Genomic DNA, 14,791 nt, shown 5'->3' on the forward strand with positions numbered 1-14,791 from the left:
TTAACCAGAAAGCACGCGTCATCGTTAACGTCCTTCGCGAGCAAGCCTCGCTCCTACAAGTACCGTGGAGACGGATGAACATGAGCGACTTCAACACCCTCGAACTGCAGACCGACCCGCGTGGTTTCGCGACCCTGTGGCTCAGCCGGGAAGAAAAGAACAACGCGTTCAACGCCGAGATGATCCGTGAGCTGATCCTCGCGCTGGACAAGGTCTCGACCGACGCCGGCCTGCGCTTTTTGCTGGTGCGCGGACGTGGCAAGCATTTCAGCGCCGGCGCCGACCTGGCGTGGATGCAGCAATCGGCCGAACTCGATTACCACACCAATCTGGACGACGCCCGGGAACTGGCGGAGTTGATGTACAACCTGGCCAAGCTGAAAGTTCCGACGCTGGCCGTGGTACAAGGCGCGGCTTTCGGCGGCGCGCTGGGCCTGATCAGTTGCTGCGACATGGCCATCGGCGCCGACGACGCGCAGTTCTGCCTGTCGGAAGTACGCATCGGCCTCGCGCCAGCGGTGATCAGCCCGTTCGTGGTGCAAGCCATCGGCGAACGTGCGGCACGCCGTTATGCGCTGACCGCCGAGCGCTTCGGTGGGCAACGCGCTCGGGAAATCGGCTTGTTGTCGGAGAGTTATCCGGGCAATGAGCTGGAGCAGAAAGTCGAGCAATGGATCGACAACCTGCTGCTCAACAGCCCCGCAGCCATGCGCGTCAGCAAGGATTTGCTGCGTGAAGTCGGCAACGGCGCGCTGACCCCGGCGCTGCGTCGCTACACCGAAAATGCCATCGCGCGAATCCGCGTCAGCCCCGAAGGCCAGGAAGGCCTGCGCGCCTTTCTGCAAAAACGTCCGCCGAGCTGGCAGGCCGAAACCACCCCCAAGGAGCCGCGTTGATGAGCGCACCTGTCATTACCTCTCTGCTGGTGGCCAACCGTGGCGAAATCGCGTGCCGGGTCATGCGCACCGCCAAGGCCCTGGGCCTGACCACCGTCGCCGTGCACAGCGCCACCGACCGCGAAGCGCGGCACAGCCGCGAAGCGGACATTCGCGTTGACCTCGGTGGCAGCAAAGCCGCCGACAGCTACCTGCAAATCGACAAACTGATCGCCGCCGCCAAGGCCAGCGGCGCGCAGGCGATTCATCCGGGTTATGGTTTTCTGTCCGAGAATGCCGGGTTCGCCCGCGCCATCGAACAAGCTGGCCTGATCTTCCTCGGTCCGCCCGCCTCGGCCATCGATGCCATGGGCAGCAAATCCGCCGCCAAGGCCTTGATGGAAACCGCTGGCGTGCCACTGGTGCCCGGTTATCACGGCGAAGCTCAAGACCTCGACACCTTCCGCGACGCTTGCGAACGCATCGGTTATCCGGTGCTGCTCAAGGCGACGGCGGGCGGTGGCGGCAAAGGCATGAAAGTGGTCGAGGACGTCAGCCAACTGGCCGAAGCCCTCGCCTCGGCCCAGCGTGAAGCGCAATCCTCGTTCGGCGATTCGCGGATGCTGGTCGAGAAATATCTACTGAAGCCGCGCCACGTGGAAATCCAGGTTTTCGCCGACCAGCACGGCAATTGCCTGTACCTCAACGAACGTGACTGCTCGATTCAGCGGCGGCACCAGAAAGTCGTCGAAGAAGCGCCCGCACCGGGCTTGAGCCCGGAACTGCGCCGCGCCATGGGCGAGGCCGCCGTGCGTTCGGCGCAGGCCATCGGTTATGTCGGCGCCGGCACCGTGGAGTTCTTGCTGGATGCGCGCGGCGAGTTCTTCTTCATGGAGATGAACACGCGCCTGCAGGTCGAACACCCGGTCACCGAAGCCATCACCGGCCTTGATCTGGTGGCCTGGCAGATTCGCGTGGCACGCGGTGAAGCGCTGCCGATGACTCAGGATCAAGTGCCCCTGATCGGCCATGCGATCGAAGTGCGGCTGTACGCCGAAGACCCGGGCAATGATTTTCTGCCGGCCACCGGGCGCCTGGAGTTGTACCGTGAATCGGCCGAAGGTCCGGGACGTCGGGTCGACAGCGGCGTGGAAGAAGGCGACGAGATTTCGCCGTTCTACGACCCGATGCTCGGCAAGCTGATTGCCTGGGGTGAGGATCGCGAACAGGCGCGCCTGCGCTTGCTGAGCATGCTCGATGAGTTCGCGATTGGCGGGCTCAAGACCAACATCAACTTCTTGCGTCGAATCGTTGGACATCCGGCGTTTGCGGCGGCTGAGCTGGATACCGGGTTCATTCCGCGTTACCAGGAGCAACTGCTGCCAGAGCCCTCGCCGCTCAGTGATGAGTTCTGGCAAGCCGCGGCGCAGGCATTTTCCCAAAGCCAACCGGACACGACCCGCGCTGATGACCTGAGTTCGCCTTGGGGGATCGGCACTGGGTTCCGTGCCGGATTGCCGACAGAAATCACCCTGCATTTGAGCTGCGAAGGTCAGGACCGTGCGCTGACGTTGGGCGCTACCCGATCGGCGCAACTCGCGGGCGAGCAACTGCTGACCGAACACAACGGCGTACGCCGCCAGCATCGGGCAATCCGTCGCGGCGGCGTTGTGTATCTGCAATGGGATGGTGAATTGCGCCGTATCGAGTCCTACGACCCGATCAGTGCCGTTGAAGCCAGTCACAGCCATCACGGCGGGCTCACTGCGCCCATGAACGGCAGCATCGTGCGGGTGCTGGTGGAGGCCGGGCAAACGGTCGAAGCCGGGGCGCAATTGGTGGTGCTGGAGGCGATGAAGATGGAGCACAGCATTCGTGCACCACACGCCGGGGTGATCAAAGCGCTGTATTGCCAGGAAGGCGAGATGGTCAGCGAAGGCAGTGCATTGGTCGAGCTGGAAGAAGCCTGAAATGCGGATCGGTCCTACGCATTGCGAGGACCGATCTGATCAGAACCTGGCCGTTGCCTGAACCACTACGCCGATGATTCGGCAGGCTTCGGTGTAAAGGGCTTTCGGATACGTCGGATTGAGCGGGACCAGGTAACGCTGCCCGCCCTCTTCGATCAGTTTGCGGAACGTCGCTTCAGTGCTGTCCGGCCATTGGGCGATCACCAGTTTCCCGGGCTCCGGCACAATGGCCGGGTCCACCAGGATCATCATGCCCTCGGCGATGCTGACACCGCTCGGTGCAGTCATCGCATCGCCCACCACGGACAACCAGAACGCCGCGCCCTGAGCGTGGTAGTCAGTCAGTTCGAAACGCGCCGTGTCATAGACCGTCGGCTCACCGTCACGCACCTCGCAGGATTCGCGCCAGTCACTGACCGGGTAACGGAAGTACGGGTTGTACTTGCGCACCAGATCCTGGCTTTCCTCCTTAGCAATGTCCGGCTCGCGGATCACCAGCGCCACCTCGAGAAACTCCATGCCCAGTGCGTGCAGCACACGGTTCATGTCATCGATGCCCGGTTGGCGACGTTTGTTCAGCCAATGGCCGACGCCGCCCTGGGACATCCCCAGGCGGTCGGCGAGTATTTCCTGAGTGACTTTGAGCTCACTCATCTTGGCCTTGACCAATTCAATCCATTTATCCATGTGCGGCACGATACGTGGGCGCCTCCGGCCAGCAAAACACAACTTGTAGTATTTAAATTCTCGTCACAAATACAGTTCGTACTACGATTGGATCACGGATTTGAATCTAACACGGAGCTTTGCCATCGCCATGACCATCCCCAGCAATGACTTGCCAGACATGCAGATCGACACCTCCCTCACCTCGCCAAAAGGCTCGGCCGCCGCGCAGCGCGCCCTGGACTATTACTTGAAACCAGCTGTGTCCGAAGCGGTGGAAGAGGAGCGTTTTTTTGATGTGAACCGCAATGTCAGCTGCGAGGAAGCACTGGTGCGCGCCTCAGACCTGTTGCGCTGCGCCGCCGCCACAGCGTACGAGTCGGCGAACAATCTGCAGGGCGTGCACCGGGACCTGGCGTTTTCGACGGTGCATATGATCGATATGGCCAAGGCGTTGCTGGACCGATCCCTCGACGGGAATCATCACGCATAAGGCAGGCAGGGATATTTCGCGGGGCGCGGGAAAGAATTTTCCAATCACGCAGATAAAATCGTTTGACTTGCAAACGAGAATGATTATTATTGCATACAGCTGGTCGCGAGATCAGTCGATTGTCCAAGTGACCTTAGGTCGGTCTCCTGGACTATCTCCTCATCAGGCTAATCACGGTTTTTGACCCGGCTTTTTGCCGGGTCTTTTTTTTGCCAGTTATTCTGGCTTTACCTTCAGGCTAATGAAGTCTTTGGGTGCTGCAAATTCGATGGCGCGGATAATATCAAAAGAATATCTGTTGGCAAGAGAAGCCCGGCAACATTGGGCCAAACTAATGGTAAATAGCACTTGAGAATCAATCGCACAGTCTCTAAGCTGCGACGGCGTCAAGGAGGACGCCCCCCTTTCCCCCCGCAATTTCCCCCGGTTTTTCCCTTCCCAGCGTGTAAAGTATCAGCCATAAAAAATCATATTCAGGAATCGATTATGACCGTGGCTAGATCTTCTTTCGACATCAGCGCCAACTTCGACAGCGGCAACATTGAAGTGCTGGACATCAGCAATCCGTTGCAAGCCCTGCTGGCCATCAAGCCAGACACCCGCAGCCAGCATTTTCAGTGGTTTCACTTCAAGGCCAGCGGTTTGCACGTCGGACAGGAACACTGGTTTCGTCTGAACAATGCCAGCAAATCCTCGTACAACAAAGCCTGGGATGGCTATCAGGCAGTGGCGTCCTACGACCACGTCAACTGGTTCCGGGTGCCGACCATCTTCGAAGGCGACTGCCTGCGTTTCAGCCTCGAAGCCACGGCCACCCACGCCTGGTTTGCCTACTTCGAACCCTACAGCCGTGGCCGCCATGACTGGTTGATCGAACAGGCGCTGACCAAGGCCGGCACTGAACTGCTGGCCACCGGCAAGAGTGTCGAAGGTCGTGACATTCAGTTGCTGCGCAAAGGCACCGGCGCCGAAGGCCGGCGCAAGGTCTGGATGATTGCCCAGCAACACCCCGGCGAACACATGGCCGAGTGGTTCATGGAAGGTGTGATCGAACGCCTGGAAAGGCACGACGATCCAGTGCTGAACAAACTGCTGGCCAGCGCCGACCTGTATCTGGTGCCGAACATGAACCCGGACGGTGCCTTTCACGGTCACCTGCGCACCAACGCCATGGGCCAGGACCTCAACCGCGCCTGGCAGAGCGCCAGTCAGGAGATCAGTCCGGAAGTGCTGTTCGCTCAGCAACAGATGGAAAAGTACGGCGTCGACCTGTTCCTCGACATCCATGGCGATGAAGAAATCCCCTACGTGTTCACTGCCGGTTGCGAGGGCAACCCAGGCTACACGCCGCGGATCGAAAAACTCGAAGAGCATTTCCGCAGTCATCTGAAACACCTGACCAAGGACTTCCAGACCAAGCACGGCTACACCCGCGACGAGCCGGGCAAAGCCAACATGACCCTGGCGTGCAACAGCGTCGGTCAGAAATTCGACTGCCTGTCGTTGACTCTGGAGATGCCGTTCAAGGACAACAACGACAAACCGGATCCGTTGACTGGCTGGTCCGGCAAGCGTTCGAAGCAACTGGGCAAGGATGTGCTGACGACCGTGGCGGACATGGTCGATACCTTGCGCTGATCCTCCACAATGGCTGCATGCCAGGCATGCAGCCACGCCTCATTCGGCCGCCACTCGCACACAATCCTCCGGCCCCAGCAATCGCCCGTCCTCGGCGCGCAATTCCAATGGCCGCACCGGTCGACCGTTGTCGCGGTCAACCACCCGCGAGTGCGCCTCCCCGTCCTCATAGAAAAACGCCTCGCCCCACTGCCGCAAGCCGATGATCAACGGGAACAGGCCTTTGCCCTTCTCCGTCAGCACGTATTCCTGATACGCGCTGCCATCCGACGCCGGCACCAGATCGAAAATCCCGTGGCTCACCAACGTGCGCAATCGTGCCGAGAGAATGTTCTTCGCCATGCCCAGATTGCGCTGGAACTCACCGAACCGGCGAATGCCGTCGAACGCATCGCGCACGATCAGCAACGACCACCAATCGCCGATGGCATCCAGTGAACGGGCCACCGGGCATTCGGCGCTCTCCATGCTTGTACGCTTGGCCATGCCTGCGCTCTCGAAAACAAATGTGGTTGCAATATAAAACCAGCTTGCTTACCGTACAACTGGTTTTATTTAGAAACCACTTTTGGAGCCCGGCATGAAGCCCACTCACACAACACTCAGCAGCGGCGTCGTGTTGCTGTTCGCCGTCGCCTGCGGACTGGCCGTCGGCAACGTGTACTACGCGCAACCCTTGCTCGATGCGATGGCCGAGGCGTTTGCCATGGACCCCGCCACCATCGGCATCGTCGTCACGCTCACCCAGACCGGTTACGGCGTCGGATTGTTGTTGCTGGTGCCGCTCGGCGATCTGCTGAACCGACGACGCCTGATCGTCACGCAAACCCTGTTGTCGGCGCTGGCGTTGTTGATGATCGCGTTAGCCTCGAACAGCACCTGGCTGTTGCTCGGGATGACGTTGACCGGGTTGTTGGCGGTGGTCACCCAAGTGTTGGTGGCCTACGCCGCGACATTGGCCATCCCGGCGCAGCGCGGGCGTGTGGTCGGCGTGGTCACCAGCGGCATCGTCGTCGGCATTTTGTTGGCCCGGACGGTGGCAGGCGGCATGGCCGACCTGGCCGGCTGGCGCTCGATTTATCTGTTGTCGGCGGGGTTGACCCTGGTGATGGCGTTGCTGCTGTTGCGTGTGCTGCCCAAACACGAGGACACGCAACCGGCCAGTTCCTATGGCGCATTGCTCGGCTCGGTGTTCAGGTTGTTCACGGAAGAACCGGTGTTGCGTCAACGGGCGGTGCTCGCATTACTGACCTTCGCCAGTGCCATGGTGCTGTGGACGCCCATGGTGTTGCCGCTGAGTGCCCCGCCGCTGTCGTTGTCCCACACACAAATCGGCTTGTTCGGACTGGCTGGCGCCGCCGGAGCACTGGCCGCCGCGCGTGCCGGGCATTTGGCTGATCGTGGTTTAGGTCAGTGGGTCAGCGGTTTGTCATTGTTGTTGATGCTGGCCTCCTGGCTGCCGATCGCGCTGACTCAATCCTCTTTGTGGGTCTTGTTACTGGGGGTGATCACCCTGGATCTGGGTTTGCAGGCCGTGCACGTGACCAGCCAAAGCATGATCTACAGCGTGCGCCCCGAAGCGCAAAGCCGCCTCACTGCGGGGTACATGCTGTTTTATTCGATTGGCAGCGCGCTGGGGTCGATCGGCTCGACGGCGATGTACGCCTGGGCCGGGTGGCTCGGGGTATGCCTGTTGGGTGCGGGGATCAACGCCGTGGCATTGGGTTACTGGTGGCTGACGCTGAAAAGTGGCGCATCCGCCCGATGCGCCACGCAAGCCGGTTAACCGCGGTCCTTGTTGCCCCGCAGCATGCTGTCGAGCACCTCATCACGCCGCACCCAACCGTGAAACAACGCCGCCGCCAGATGCAGCAGCACGGTCAGAAACAGCAGGTACGCCAGATACCCGTGCGCCTTGCGCAGGAACGCAAACACCTGCGCGTTCGCCGGCACAATCGACGGCAACTGCAACGAACTGCTGAGCATCACCGGGTCGCCCGCTGCCGAAATCATCGCCCAGCCGAGCAACGGCAGGATCAACATCAAGGCGTACAGCAAGACATGCGAAGCCTTGGCCGCCAGCGCTTGCCAGCCCGGCAGGTCTGCCGGCAAAGGAGGTTGGCGGGTGGAAAAGCGCACAGCGAGGCGCACGATCACCAGCAACAGAATGGCAATGCCCAACGGTTTGTGCAGATGGATCAGCCACTCGTGCCGCTCAGAGACAGAAGCGACCATGCCCGCGCCGATAAACAGCATGGCAATGATCATCAGCGCCATCAGCCAGTGCAGCAGCCGCGCCAGCGGCGCGAAGTGGTTCGGTTGGTTGCTCATTGTTGAGCCTCCTGTTTGGCGGCGGGCAACTGACTGACTTCACTGGTGCGGCGCAAGTAGGAACTGGCGTAACCGGCGGAGCGAGCGGCGAGCAACGGGTCGTCGGAACCTTCGATACCGGCGGGCAATACCAGTGGGTCGTAGTTGATGTCCCGGCATTCGCCATTGAGCTGCGGCTGGGTGCTTTCGAGCACCAGCGTGCCGGCGTTCACCACTTTGCGACCGTCGGGCCAGGCCTTGCTGGCGTCGTTGACCGGATCACCGGGGTTGGCCAGCGTAATGTTCAACTGCCAACGCAACGGCCCCAAGGCAATCCGTTGAAGCAGGTCTTTCTCGAGGAAATCGCCACCCTCCGGCGCCGTGGCACCTGCCGCGTCCTGCATCAACGGCACCATGCTCCAGCGCACCGCTTGCTTTTGCCCGGCGGCGTTGACCAGGTAAAACGCATTGACGCTGTTATAGGTTTCCGTCACGTAACTGGCGGACGGCTTGGCGGTTTTGATCCAGGCCAGGAACGGCCCGGCCTCCGGGTGCGCACCAAAAAACGCCGGCACCGCTGCCGGGTTCGGTTTGCCGGTGGCCGGGTCCGGCGACTGGGCTTGCTGCAATTGATAGAACGCCTCGGGTGTGCCCACCGGGAACACCGGCATGCTGTTCATCCCGGTGCGCCACTGTTGGCCGTTGGCCTGGGTGAAGCGCAGCGCCAGGCTGCGGATCGGCACGGCGCTGTCCGGCGCATAAGGGTTGCCGGCCGGCAACGCGAAACGCCCGACCACCGGGGTCCGCGCCTCATTAAACACCTGAGCGCTGGAATAGCTGCGCGCCTCGCCACTGCTTTCGAAATGTCCGATCACGCACACGCCTTTGGAGTGATTGCGCCGGAAGCCCGGGTGCACGCCGTTGTTGGTTTCCAGCACGTTGATCAGCTTTTTCGGGGTCAGTCGCTGTGGGTCAAAGGTGCCGTTGACGTAGGCAAATGCCCCGGCCACTGCAGCGACCACCACGGCAATACCGGCCAGACGCAACGTCAGGCTCGCGGCACTCAAGGGGGGCCGGGTGGGCGGTGATGAGCGATCTACCATGAAAGACTCCAGGGCCATCGGCCACAAGTGAGAAGGATCAAGCAGACGAACCCCGCGAACGTTTATTCCATCGTGCGGTATTTATTTTTTCAGGCGTGGAATAACCTTCAGTGCCGGGCGTCTCTCTAGTCCACAGCGTAGTGACTAGCCAGAACTTCATGAACGAGATCGACGAACAACTCAGAGAAATCATTCCCGGATTGCGCCGGTTTGCCGTGTCGTTGACGCGCAACCCCAGCAGCGCCGACGATCTGGTGCAGTCGTGTCTGGAGCGGGCGCTGTCGAGTTGGGGCGACAAACGCCCCGAAGGCGACTTGCGCGCCTGGCTGTTTTCGATTCTGTATCGGCAATTTCTCGACGCTCACCGGCGCTCCCGGCGTTATGCGCGGATGCTCGAATTCTTTACCGGACGGGACGAAACCCAACCGTCGGTGGAGCGCACCGTGATCGCCCAATCGACCCTGCAAGCCTTCGATCAGCTCGGCACCGAACAGCGTGCGCTGCTGCTTTGGGTGTCGGTCGAAGGCCTGAGCTACAAGGAAGTCGCCGAGATTCTCGACGTCCCCGTCGGCACCGTCATGTCGCGCCTGTCCCGCGCCCGCCAGGCCCTGCGCCAACTCAGCGACGGCGAAATCACCCGCCCTTCCCTGCGGAGACTCAAATGATCAGCATGCCCCCGAGCGAGCGTGACCTGCACGCGTATGTGGACCACCAGCTCAATGATGACGACCGACGTCTGGTAGAGACTTTTCTGGCCGGCAACATGGAAATATCCGCACAGGTTCGCGCCTGGCAGCAGGACGCCCAGCAACTGCGCGCGGCCCTGAGCGGTGCGTTGCAGCAACCCGCCAACCCGGCCCTCGACCCGGCGCTGATTCGCCAACGCCTCAAACGCCAATCACTCCGCCATCTGGCCAGCGCCGCGGTGTTGCTGATTGCCGTGAGCATCGGCGGCTTCAGCGGTTGGAAGGCGCGGGAGATGACCCTCCTCAGCGCGGCGGCGCCGATGGCCGACGCGATGCAGGCTTATCGGCTGTTTGCCCAGCAAGGCATGCTGCCGGCCGATTACAAGGTCAGCGATGACGGCGATATGCAGGGCTGGCTCGACCGCTATTTCACGCAGGCCCATCGCTTGCCAGACCTTTCCGGCGCGGGGTTCAAACCGGTCAGCGGGCGCTTGCTCAGCACTGAGCAAGGGCCGGCGGCGATGGTGGTTTATGAGGATCGTAGCGGGCACAAAGTCAGCTTCTACGTGCGCCCGCCGGGTCCGAAGAATTTCTTGCTGCCCAGGGGCAGTCGCAGTGACGGCGGTTTGCAGGCTGAGTACTGGTCCGGCAGCGGTTACAACTACGCGATGGTCAGCCCGAGCGATACGCCGACGGCGCAGATGCTCAAGCAGACCGTGCAATTCTGAGTCCCCCCTGTAGGAGCCGGCTTGCCGGCGATAGCGGTGCATCAGTCGATATTGATGTGACAGATAAACCGCTATCGCCGGCAAGCCGGCTCCTACAAGGGATTTGCGGTGTGTTCAGCTTTGGCCGAAGACTTGGGATGGCCTGCGCAACAACGGATCAAACGGATTGATCCGCGGCCCGATCAGCGCTGCTTCGCGCTTGAGCATCTCCACCACCGTCGGCAAGCGATCCGGGCCCAATCGGTCACTCACGGTGGCCACACTCAACGCCGCCACCGCTCGCCCCTCGCGATCCAGAATCGGCACCGCCACGCCGGCCATGCCTTGCAGCACGCCGGTGTTGCGCCCGGCATAACCGAGGGCGCGCACGTTCTCGACTTCCGAACGCAGGAACACCTCGTCGTACAGGTGAAAATCCTTCAGCCGCGGCAGGTTGTAATGGATCACCGTGTCGCGCTCCTCTTCCGGCAGGAACGCCAGAATCGCCAGACTGCCCTGGCCCACGCCCAACGCCACCCGCCCGCCGATGTCACCGGTAAAGGTGCGAATCGGAAACGGCCCTTCACTGCGGTCCAGGCAGATCGCATCAAAACCACTGCGCGCCAGTAGAAACAATGAATCCCCCAGCGAAGCCGACAACCGCAGCAACGACGGCCGCACCAGTTCGCGCAGGTTTCCGGTATTGCCGGCACGCGCCGCCAGCGCAAAAAAATCCAGGCTCAGGCGATAGCGTTTGCTGCGCACATCCTGCTCGACCATGCCCTCGTCCATCAGGCTGCGCAGCAAACGGTGCGTGGTCGGTTGCGACAAACCAATGCGCTGGGCCAGTTGCGTCACGCGCTCTCCGCCCTCGACGGTGTCACCCAGACTGCGCAGCACCGCAAACAGCCGGGATACCGCACCGACGCCGACTTCATTTTTGTTTTCATTCCGCTCAATGGAATCAGTCATGCCATTTCTCGACAATTAATTTACTCACCGAATGAAACTGAAAATAGTCATCGCTTCAGTGAAATAGGCCATTGAGCCCATCCTAGTCTTCGTCCTAATCTGCGTCCACAGGGGCGATTCGAACAACAGCGGCAGCCGACCCAAGTCGAGCGCCAACGCACCCCGCAACACCCTTTCGTATCTGCCCATACAAAAAAGCGCGACCTCAGGCCGCGCATAACAATCTCAGGTGGAGCGCAGTTATGGCTTTTGTGCAACTTGAAGGACTCGGCAAACGTTACGGCGACATCGATGCCGTCGTCGCCACTCACCTCTCGGTCGAGAAAGGCGAGTTCGTGTCCCTGCTCGGCCCTTCCGGCTGTGGCAAAACCACCACCCTGCAAATGATCGCCGGCTTCGTCGAAGTCACCAGCGGGCGCATTCTGCTGGACGGTCGCGACATTACCCACGCCAAACCCGCCAGCCGTGGCTTGGGCGTGGTGTTCCAGAGTTACGCGCTGTTCCCGCACATGACTGTCAAAGACAACGTCGCCTTCGGCCTGCGCATGCGCAAAGTGCCCAACGGCGAGTTGCAGCAGCGCGTGGATCGGGTGTTGAAACTGGTGCGTCTGGACCAGCACGCAGAACGTTACCCACGCGAACTGTCCGGTGGTCAGCGCCAGCGTGTGGCGCTGGCCCGCGCCCTGGTGATCGAGCCGCCGGTGCTGTTGCTCGACGAGCCGCTGTCCAACCTCGACGCCAACCTGCGCGAAGAGATGCAATTCGAGATCCGCCGCATCCAGCGCGAAGTCGGGATCACCACGTTGATGGTCACCCACGACCAGTCCGAAGCGCTGTCCATCAGCGACCGCGTGGTGGTGATGCAGGCCGGGCGCATCACCCAGATCGACGCGCCCTACACCCTTTACGAACACCCGCGCACCGAGTTCATTTCCGGCTTCGTCGGCAAGGCCAATCTGCTGCCCGGCGAACGAGACAGTGCGGGTGTGGTTCAGGTGCGCAGCGGCGGTGAACTGACCCTGAGCCTGCGTCCGGAAAAAATCGATCTGCGGGACAAAGATCACGGCCGCCTGCCAGGCAGGATCGTCAGCCGCTTCTTTCTCGGCAGCCAATGGTTGTACGGCGTTTCGACCAGCCTCGGTGAACTCAGCGTGGTGCGCCGCAACGACGGCTCGGCACCACTGAACGAAGGCACACCGGTCGGCCTCGACTGGGACACGGCGCTGCTGCGGGTGCTGAGTGTCGACGAGGTGTCGGCATGAGTACGCTCGTGGCTGTTCGCCAGGGACGTCAGGGTTATTTGTTATCGGCACCGGCGCTGGCGTTGTACGTCTGCCTGCTGGTGATCCCGCTGCTGCTGACGCTGGTGTTGTCGTTCAACGTCTTCGACTACAGCTCGGGCATCAACGACGACGCCTACACCGTCGACCATTACAGCAGCCTGCTGGGTGATCCGTACTTCTACGAAATCTTTTTGCGCACGTTCTGGATCAGCGCCCTGACCACCCTGCTTTGCGTGGTGATCGGCGTGCCCGAGGCTTACATCCTCAGCCGCATGGGCGCGCCATGGCGTTCGATTTTCTTGATTCTGATCCTCACGCCGTTGCTGATTTCGGTGGTGGTGCGCGCCTTCGGCTGGAGCCTCTTGCTCGGCGCCGACGGTCTGGTCAACCAGACACTGCAAGCCTTCGGCGGCTCACCGATGAAGCTGTTGTACACGCCGTTCGCGGTGGTGATTGCACTGGTTCACGTGATGTTGCCGTTCATGATCATTCCGGTCTGGACCTCGCTGCAAAAACTCGACCCGGCCGCCGAACAAGCAGCGATGTCGCTGGGTGCCAGTCACTTCACGGTGATGCGCCAGGTGGTGTTGCCGCAAATCATGCCCGGCGTGTTGTCCGGCACGTTGATCGTGTTCGGCCTCGCGGCCAGCTCCTTTGCCATTCCCGGCCTGCTCGGCGGGCGCCGGATCAAGATGGTCGCCACGCTGATCTACGACCAGTACCTGTCGGAGCTCAACTGGCCGATGGGCGCCGCCATCGCCGTCGCTCTGCTGTTGCTCAACCTGCTGATCATGCTGTCGTGGAACCGGATGATCGAAGGCCGCTACAAGAAGTCATTGGGATAACTCGTCATGTCCAAGAACGGTCCTTTCGCCCTGCTGTTCCATACCCTGGTGGTGGTGTTCATGCTGGCGCCGCTGGTGGTGGTCTGCCTCGTGGCGTTCACCCCGGAAAACACCCTGAGTCTGCCGACCACGGAGTTTTCCCTGCGTTGGTTCCGCGCGGTGTTCGAGCGTGCCGACTTTGTCGATGCGTTTTACAACAGCCTGATCCTGGCGTTCTGCGCGGCCAGCCTGGCGACGTTGATTGCGGTGCCGGCGGCGTTGGCAATCACCCGTTTCGAGTTTCCTGGCCGGGACTTTTTCAATGGCCTGTTTCTGTCGCCGATCATCATTCCGCATCTGGTGCTGGGCGTGGCACTGCTGCGCTTGTTTGCGCTGATGGGCGTCAACGGCAGCTTCGCCTGGCTGATCTTTGCTCACGTGCTGGTGATCACGCCGTATGTGCTGCGACTGGTGCTGGCCTCGGCCATTGGTCTGGATCGCAGCGCCGAACACGCGGCGCAATCGCTGGGTGCCGGGCGCTTCACGCTGTTTCGCCAAATCACCTTGCCGATGATTCTGCCGGGGGTCGCCGGTGGCTGGCTGCTGGCGTTCATCAACAGTTTTGACGAGGTGACGCTGTCGATCTTCGTCACCTCGCCGGCCACGCAAACCTTGCCGGTGCGTATGTACGTGTACGCCACTGAGTCCATCGATCCGATGATGGCGGCGGTGTCGGCCCTGGTGATCGCGCTGACCGCGCTGACGATGATTCTGCTTGATCGGGTCTACGGCCTGGATCGGGTTCTGGTGGGTAAACAATGAGGGCGCCATGGCTCTGCTGAAACGACTGGCCGAAGGCGACCGCCCGGCCGTGAACTTTACCCTCGACGGCGCACCGGCCAGCGGGCTGCTCGGCGACACCGTGCTGTCCGCCGTGCTGACCTGCAGCGAGCACTTGCGCGGCAGCGATTTCAGCGCGCAGCCCCGCGCCGGTTTTTGCTTGATGGGCGCGTGCCAGGACTGCTGGGTTCGCCTGGGCGATGGCCGGCGAGTGCGTGCGTGTTCGACGTTGCTAGAAGCCGGCGAACACATAAGCCGCGAACCGGGGCGATCGCTATGAACACACATTACATCTCCCCAACCCGAATCCCCTGTAGGAGCGAGCCTGCTCGCGATGGCGGCGTATCAGCCGACATCGATGTTGAATGTGAGGGCCCCATCGCCGGCAAGCCAGCTCCTACAGGGGATCTGCGTCGAGCACAAA

General features: G+C 61.4%; 16 protein-coding genes. 11 read left to right on the forward strand and 5 right to left on the reverse strand.

Going from position 1 to position 14,791, the window contains the following annotated elements:
- Positions 1 to 80 precede the first annotated feature (80 nt).
- Both PMI32_RS08840 and PMI32_RS08835 read left to right on the forward strand, forming a co-directional pair.
- A complete protein-coding gene (locus tag PMI32_RS08840; protein WP_008031896.1) occupies positions 81 to 896 on the forward strand; it encodes a gamma-carboxygeranoyl-CoA hydratase in 816 nt (271 codons plus the stop codon).
- Positions 896 to 2,845: an acetyl/propionyl/methylcrotonyl-CoA carboxylase subunit alpha gene (locus tag PMI32_RS08835; RefSeq protein WP_008031898.1), complete on the forward strand. Its 1,950-nt coding sequence runs from the start codon at positions 896 to 898 to the stop codon at positions 2,843 to 2,845. Before PMI32_RS08840 ends, PMI32_RS08835 begins: the two co-directional genes overlap by 1 nt.
- 39 nt (positions 2,846 to 2,884) lie before the next feature.
- Here the strand turns inward: PMI32_RS08835 and PMI32_RS08830 are convergent, their stop codons facing one another.
- Positions 2,885 to 3,532: a LexA family protein gene (locus PMI32_RS08830; RefSeq protein ID WP_008031901.1), complete on the reverse strand. Its 648-nt coding sequence runs from the start codon at positions 3,530 to 3,532 to the stop codon at positions 2,885 to 2,887.
- 130 nt (positions 3,533 to 3,662) lie between these two features.
- On the opposite strand from PMI32_RS08830, the gene PMI32_RS08825 reads away from it, so the two are divergent.
- Together PMI32_RS08825 and PMI32_RS08820 are read left to right on the forward strand one after the other, a co-directional pair.
- Positions 3,663 to 4,004 (forward strand): DUF6124 family protein, encoded by a 342-nt coding sequence (locus tag PMI32_RS08825; RefSeq protein WP_008031904.1) that lies wholly within the window; start codon positions 3,663 to 3,665, stop codon positions 4,002 to 4,004.
- A gap of 486 nt (positions 4,005 to 4,490) precedes the next feature.
- Positions 4,491 to 5,642 (forward strand): M14 family metallopeptidase, encoded by a 1,152-nt coding sequence (locus PMI32_RS08820; RefSeq protein ID WP_008031906.1) that lies wholly within the window; start codon positions 4,491 to 4,493, stop codon positions 5,640 to 5,642.
- A gap of 39 nt (positions 5,643 to 5,681) precedes the next feature.
- Here PMI32_RS08820 and PMI32_RS08815 read toward each other — a convergent pair whose 3' ends face one another.
- On the reverse strand, positions 5,682 to 6,128 hold the full coding sequence (locus tag PMI32_RS08815; protein ID WP_008031907.1) for a winged helix-turn-helix transcriptional regulator: 447 nt from the start codon (positions 6,126 to 6,128) through the stop codon (positions 5,682 to 5,684).
- Positions 6,129 to 6,222: 94 nt separating this feature from the next.
- On the opposite strand from PMI32_RS08815, the gene PMI32_RS08810 reads away from it, so the two are divergent.
- On the forward strand, positions 6,223 to 7,428 hold the full coding sequence (locus PMI32_RS08810) for an MFS transporter (protein WP_008031909.1): 1,206 nt from the start codon (positions 6,223 to 6,225) through the stop codon (positions 7,426 to 7,428).
- Here the strand turns inward: PMI32_RS08810 and PMI32_RS08805 are convergent.
- Positions 7,425 to 7,973 (reverse strand): cytochrome b, encoded by a 549-nt coding sequence (locus PMI32_RS08805; RefSeq protein WP_008031911.1) that lies wholly within the window; start codon positions 7,971 to 7,973, stop codon positions 7,425 to 7,427. The genes PMI32_RS08810 and PMI32_RS08805 overlap by 4 nt on opposite strands.
- The gene (locus tag PMI32_RS08800; protein ID WP_008031914.1) at positions 7,970 to 9,055 is read right to left on the reverse strand and encodes a catalase family peroxidase; all 1,086 of its coding nucleotides are present in this window, start codon (positions 9,053 to 9,055) and stop codon (positions 7,970 to 7,972) included. Before PMI32_RS08800 ends, PMI32_RS08805 begins: the two co-directional genes overlap by 4 nt.
- 158 nt (positions 9,056 to 9,213) lie before the next feature.
- Between PMI32_RS08800 and PMI32_RS08795 the strand changes: the two genes are divergently transcribed.
- Positions 9,214 to 9,720, forward strand: coding sequence for a sigma-70 family RNA polymerase sigma factor (locus PMI32_RS08795; RefSeq protein ID WP_032828950.1), 507 nt, complete (start codon positions 9,214 to 9,216; stop codon positions 9,718 to 9,720).
- Complete coding sequence (locus PMI32_RS08790; RefSeq protein WP_008031919.1) at positions 9,717 to 10,469, forward strand: anti-sigma factor family protein; 753 nt, start codon at positions 9,717 to 9,719, stop codon at positions 10,467 to 10,469. Before PMI32_RS08795 ends, PMI32_RS08790 begins: the two co-directional genes overlap by 4 nt.
- A 114-nt stretch (positions 10,470 to 10,583) precedes the next feature.
- Here PMI32_RS08790 and PMI32_RS08785 read toward each other — a convergent pair whose 3' ends face one another.
- Positions 10,584 to 11,420, reverse strand: a complete 837-nt coding sequence (locus PMI32_RS08785) for an IclR family transcriptional regulator (protein WP_008031920.1) — start codon at positions 11,418 to 11,420, stop codon at positions 10,584 to 10,586.
- A gap of 242 nt (positions 11,421 to 11,662) precedes the next feature.
- Between PMI32_RS08785 and PMI32_RS08780 the strand changes: the two genes are divergently transcribed.
- Genes PMI32_RS08780 through PMI32_RS08765 form a run of 4 tightly spaced genes read left to right on the forward strand, consistent with a single transcriptional unit; the run spans position 11,663 to position 14,647 of the window.
- Positions 11,663 to 12,682 (forward strand): ABC transporter ATP-binding protein, encoded by a 1,020-nt coding sequence (locus PMI32_RS08780; protein WP_008031922.1) that lies wholly within the window; start codon positions 11,663 to 11,665, stop codon positions 12,680 to 12,682.
- On the forward strand, positions 12,679 to 13,548 hold the full coding sequence (locus PMI32_RS08775; RefSeq protein ID WP_008031924.1) for an ABC transporter permease: 870 nt from the start codon (positions 12,679 to 12,681) through the stop codon (positions 13,546 to 13,548). Before PMI32_RS08780 ends, PMI32_RS08775 begins: the two co-directional genes overlap by 4 nt.
- 6 nt (positions 13,549 to 13,554) lie before the next feature.
- Positions 13,555 to 14,349 carry an ABC transporter permease gene (locus tag PMI32_RS08770; RefSeq protein ID WP_008031926.1) on the forward strand — a complete coding sequence of 265 codons (795 nt, stop codon included), beginning with the start codon at positions 13,555 to 13,557 and terminating at the stop codon, positions 14,347 to 14,349.
- A 7-nt stretch (positions 14,350 to 14,356) separates the two neighbouring features.
- Positions 14,357 to 14,647: a (2Fe-2S)-binding protein gene (locus tag PMI32_RS08765; protein ID WP_008031927.1), complete on the forward strand. Its 291-nt coding sequence runs from the start codon at positions 14,357 to 14,359 to the stop codon at positions 14,645 to 14,647.
- Positions 14,648 to 14,791: the final 144 nt, after the last annotated feature.

Origin of the sequence: Pseudomonas sp. GM60 (assembly GCF_000282415.1) — a bacterium.
GTDB classification, from domain to species: domain Bacteria; phylum Pseudomonadota; class Gammaproteobacteria; order Pseudomonadales; family Pseudomonadaceae; genus Aquipseudomonas; species Aquipseudomonas migulae.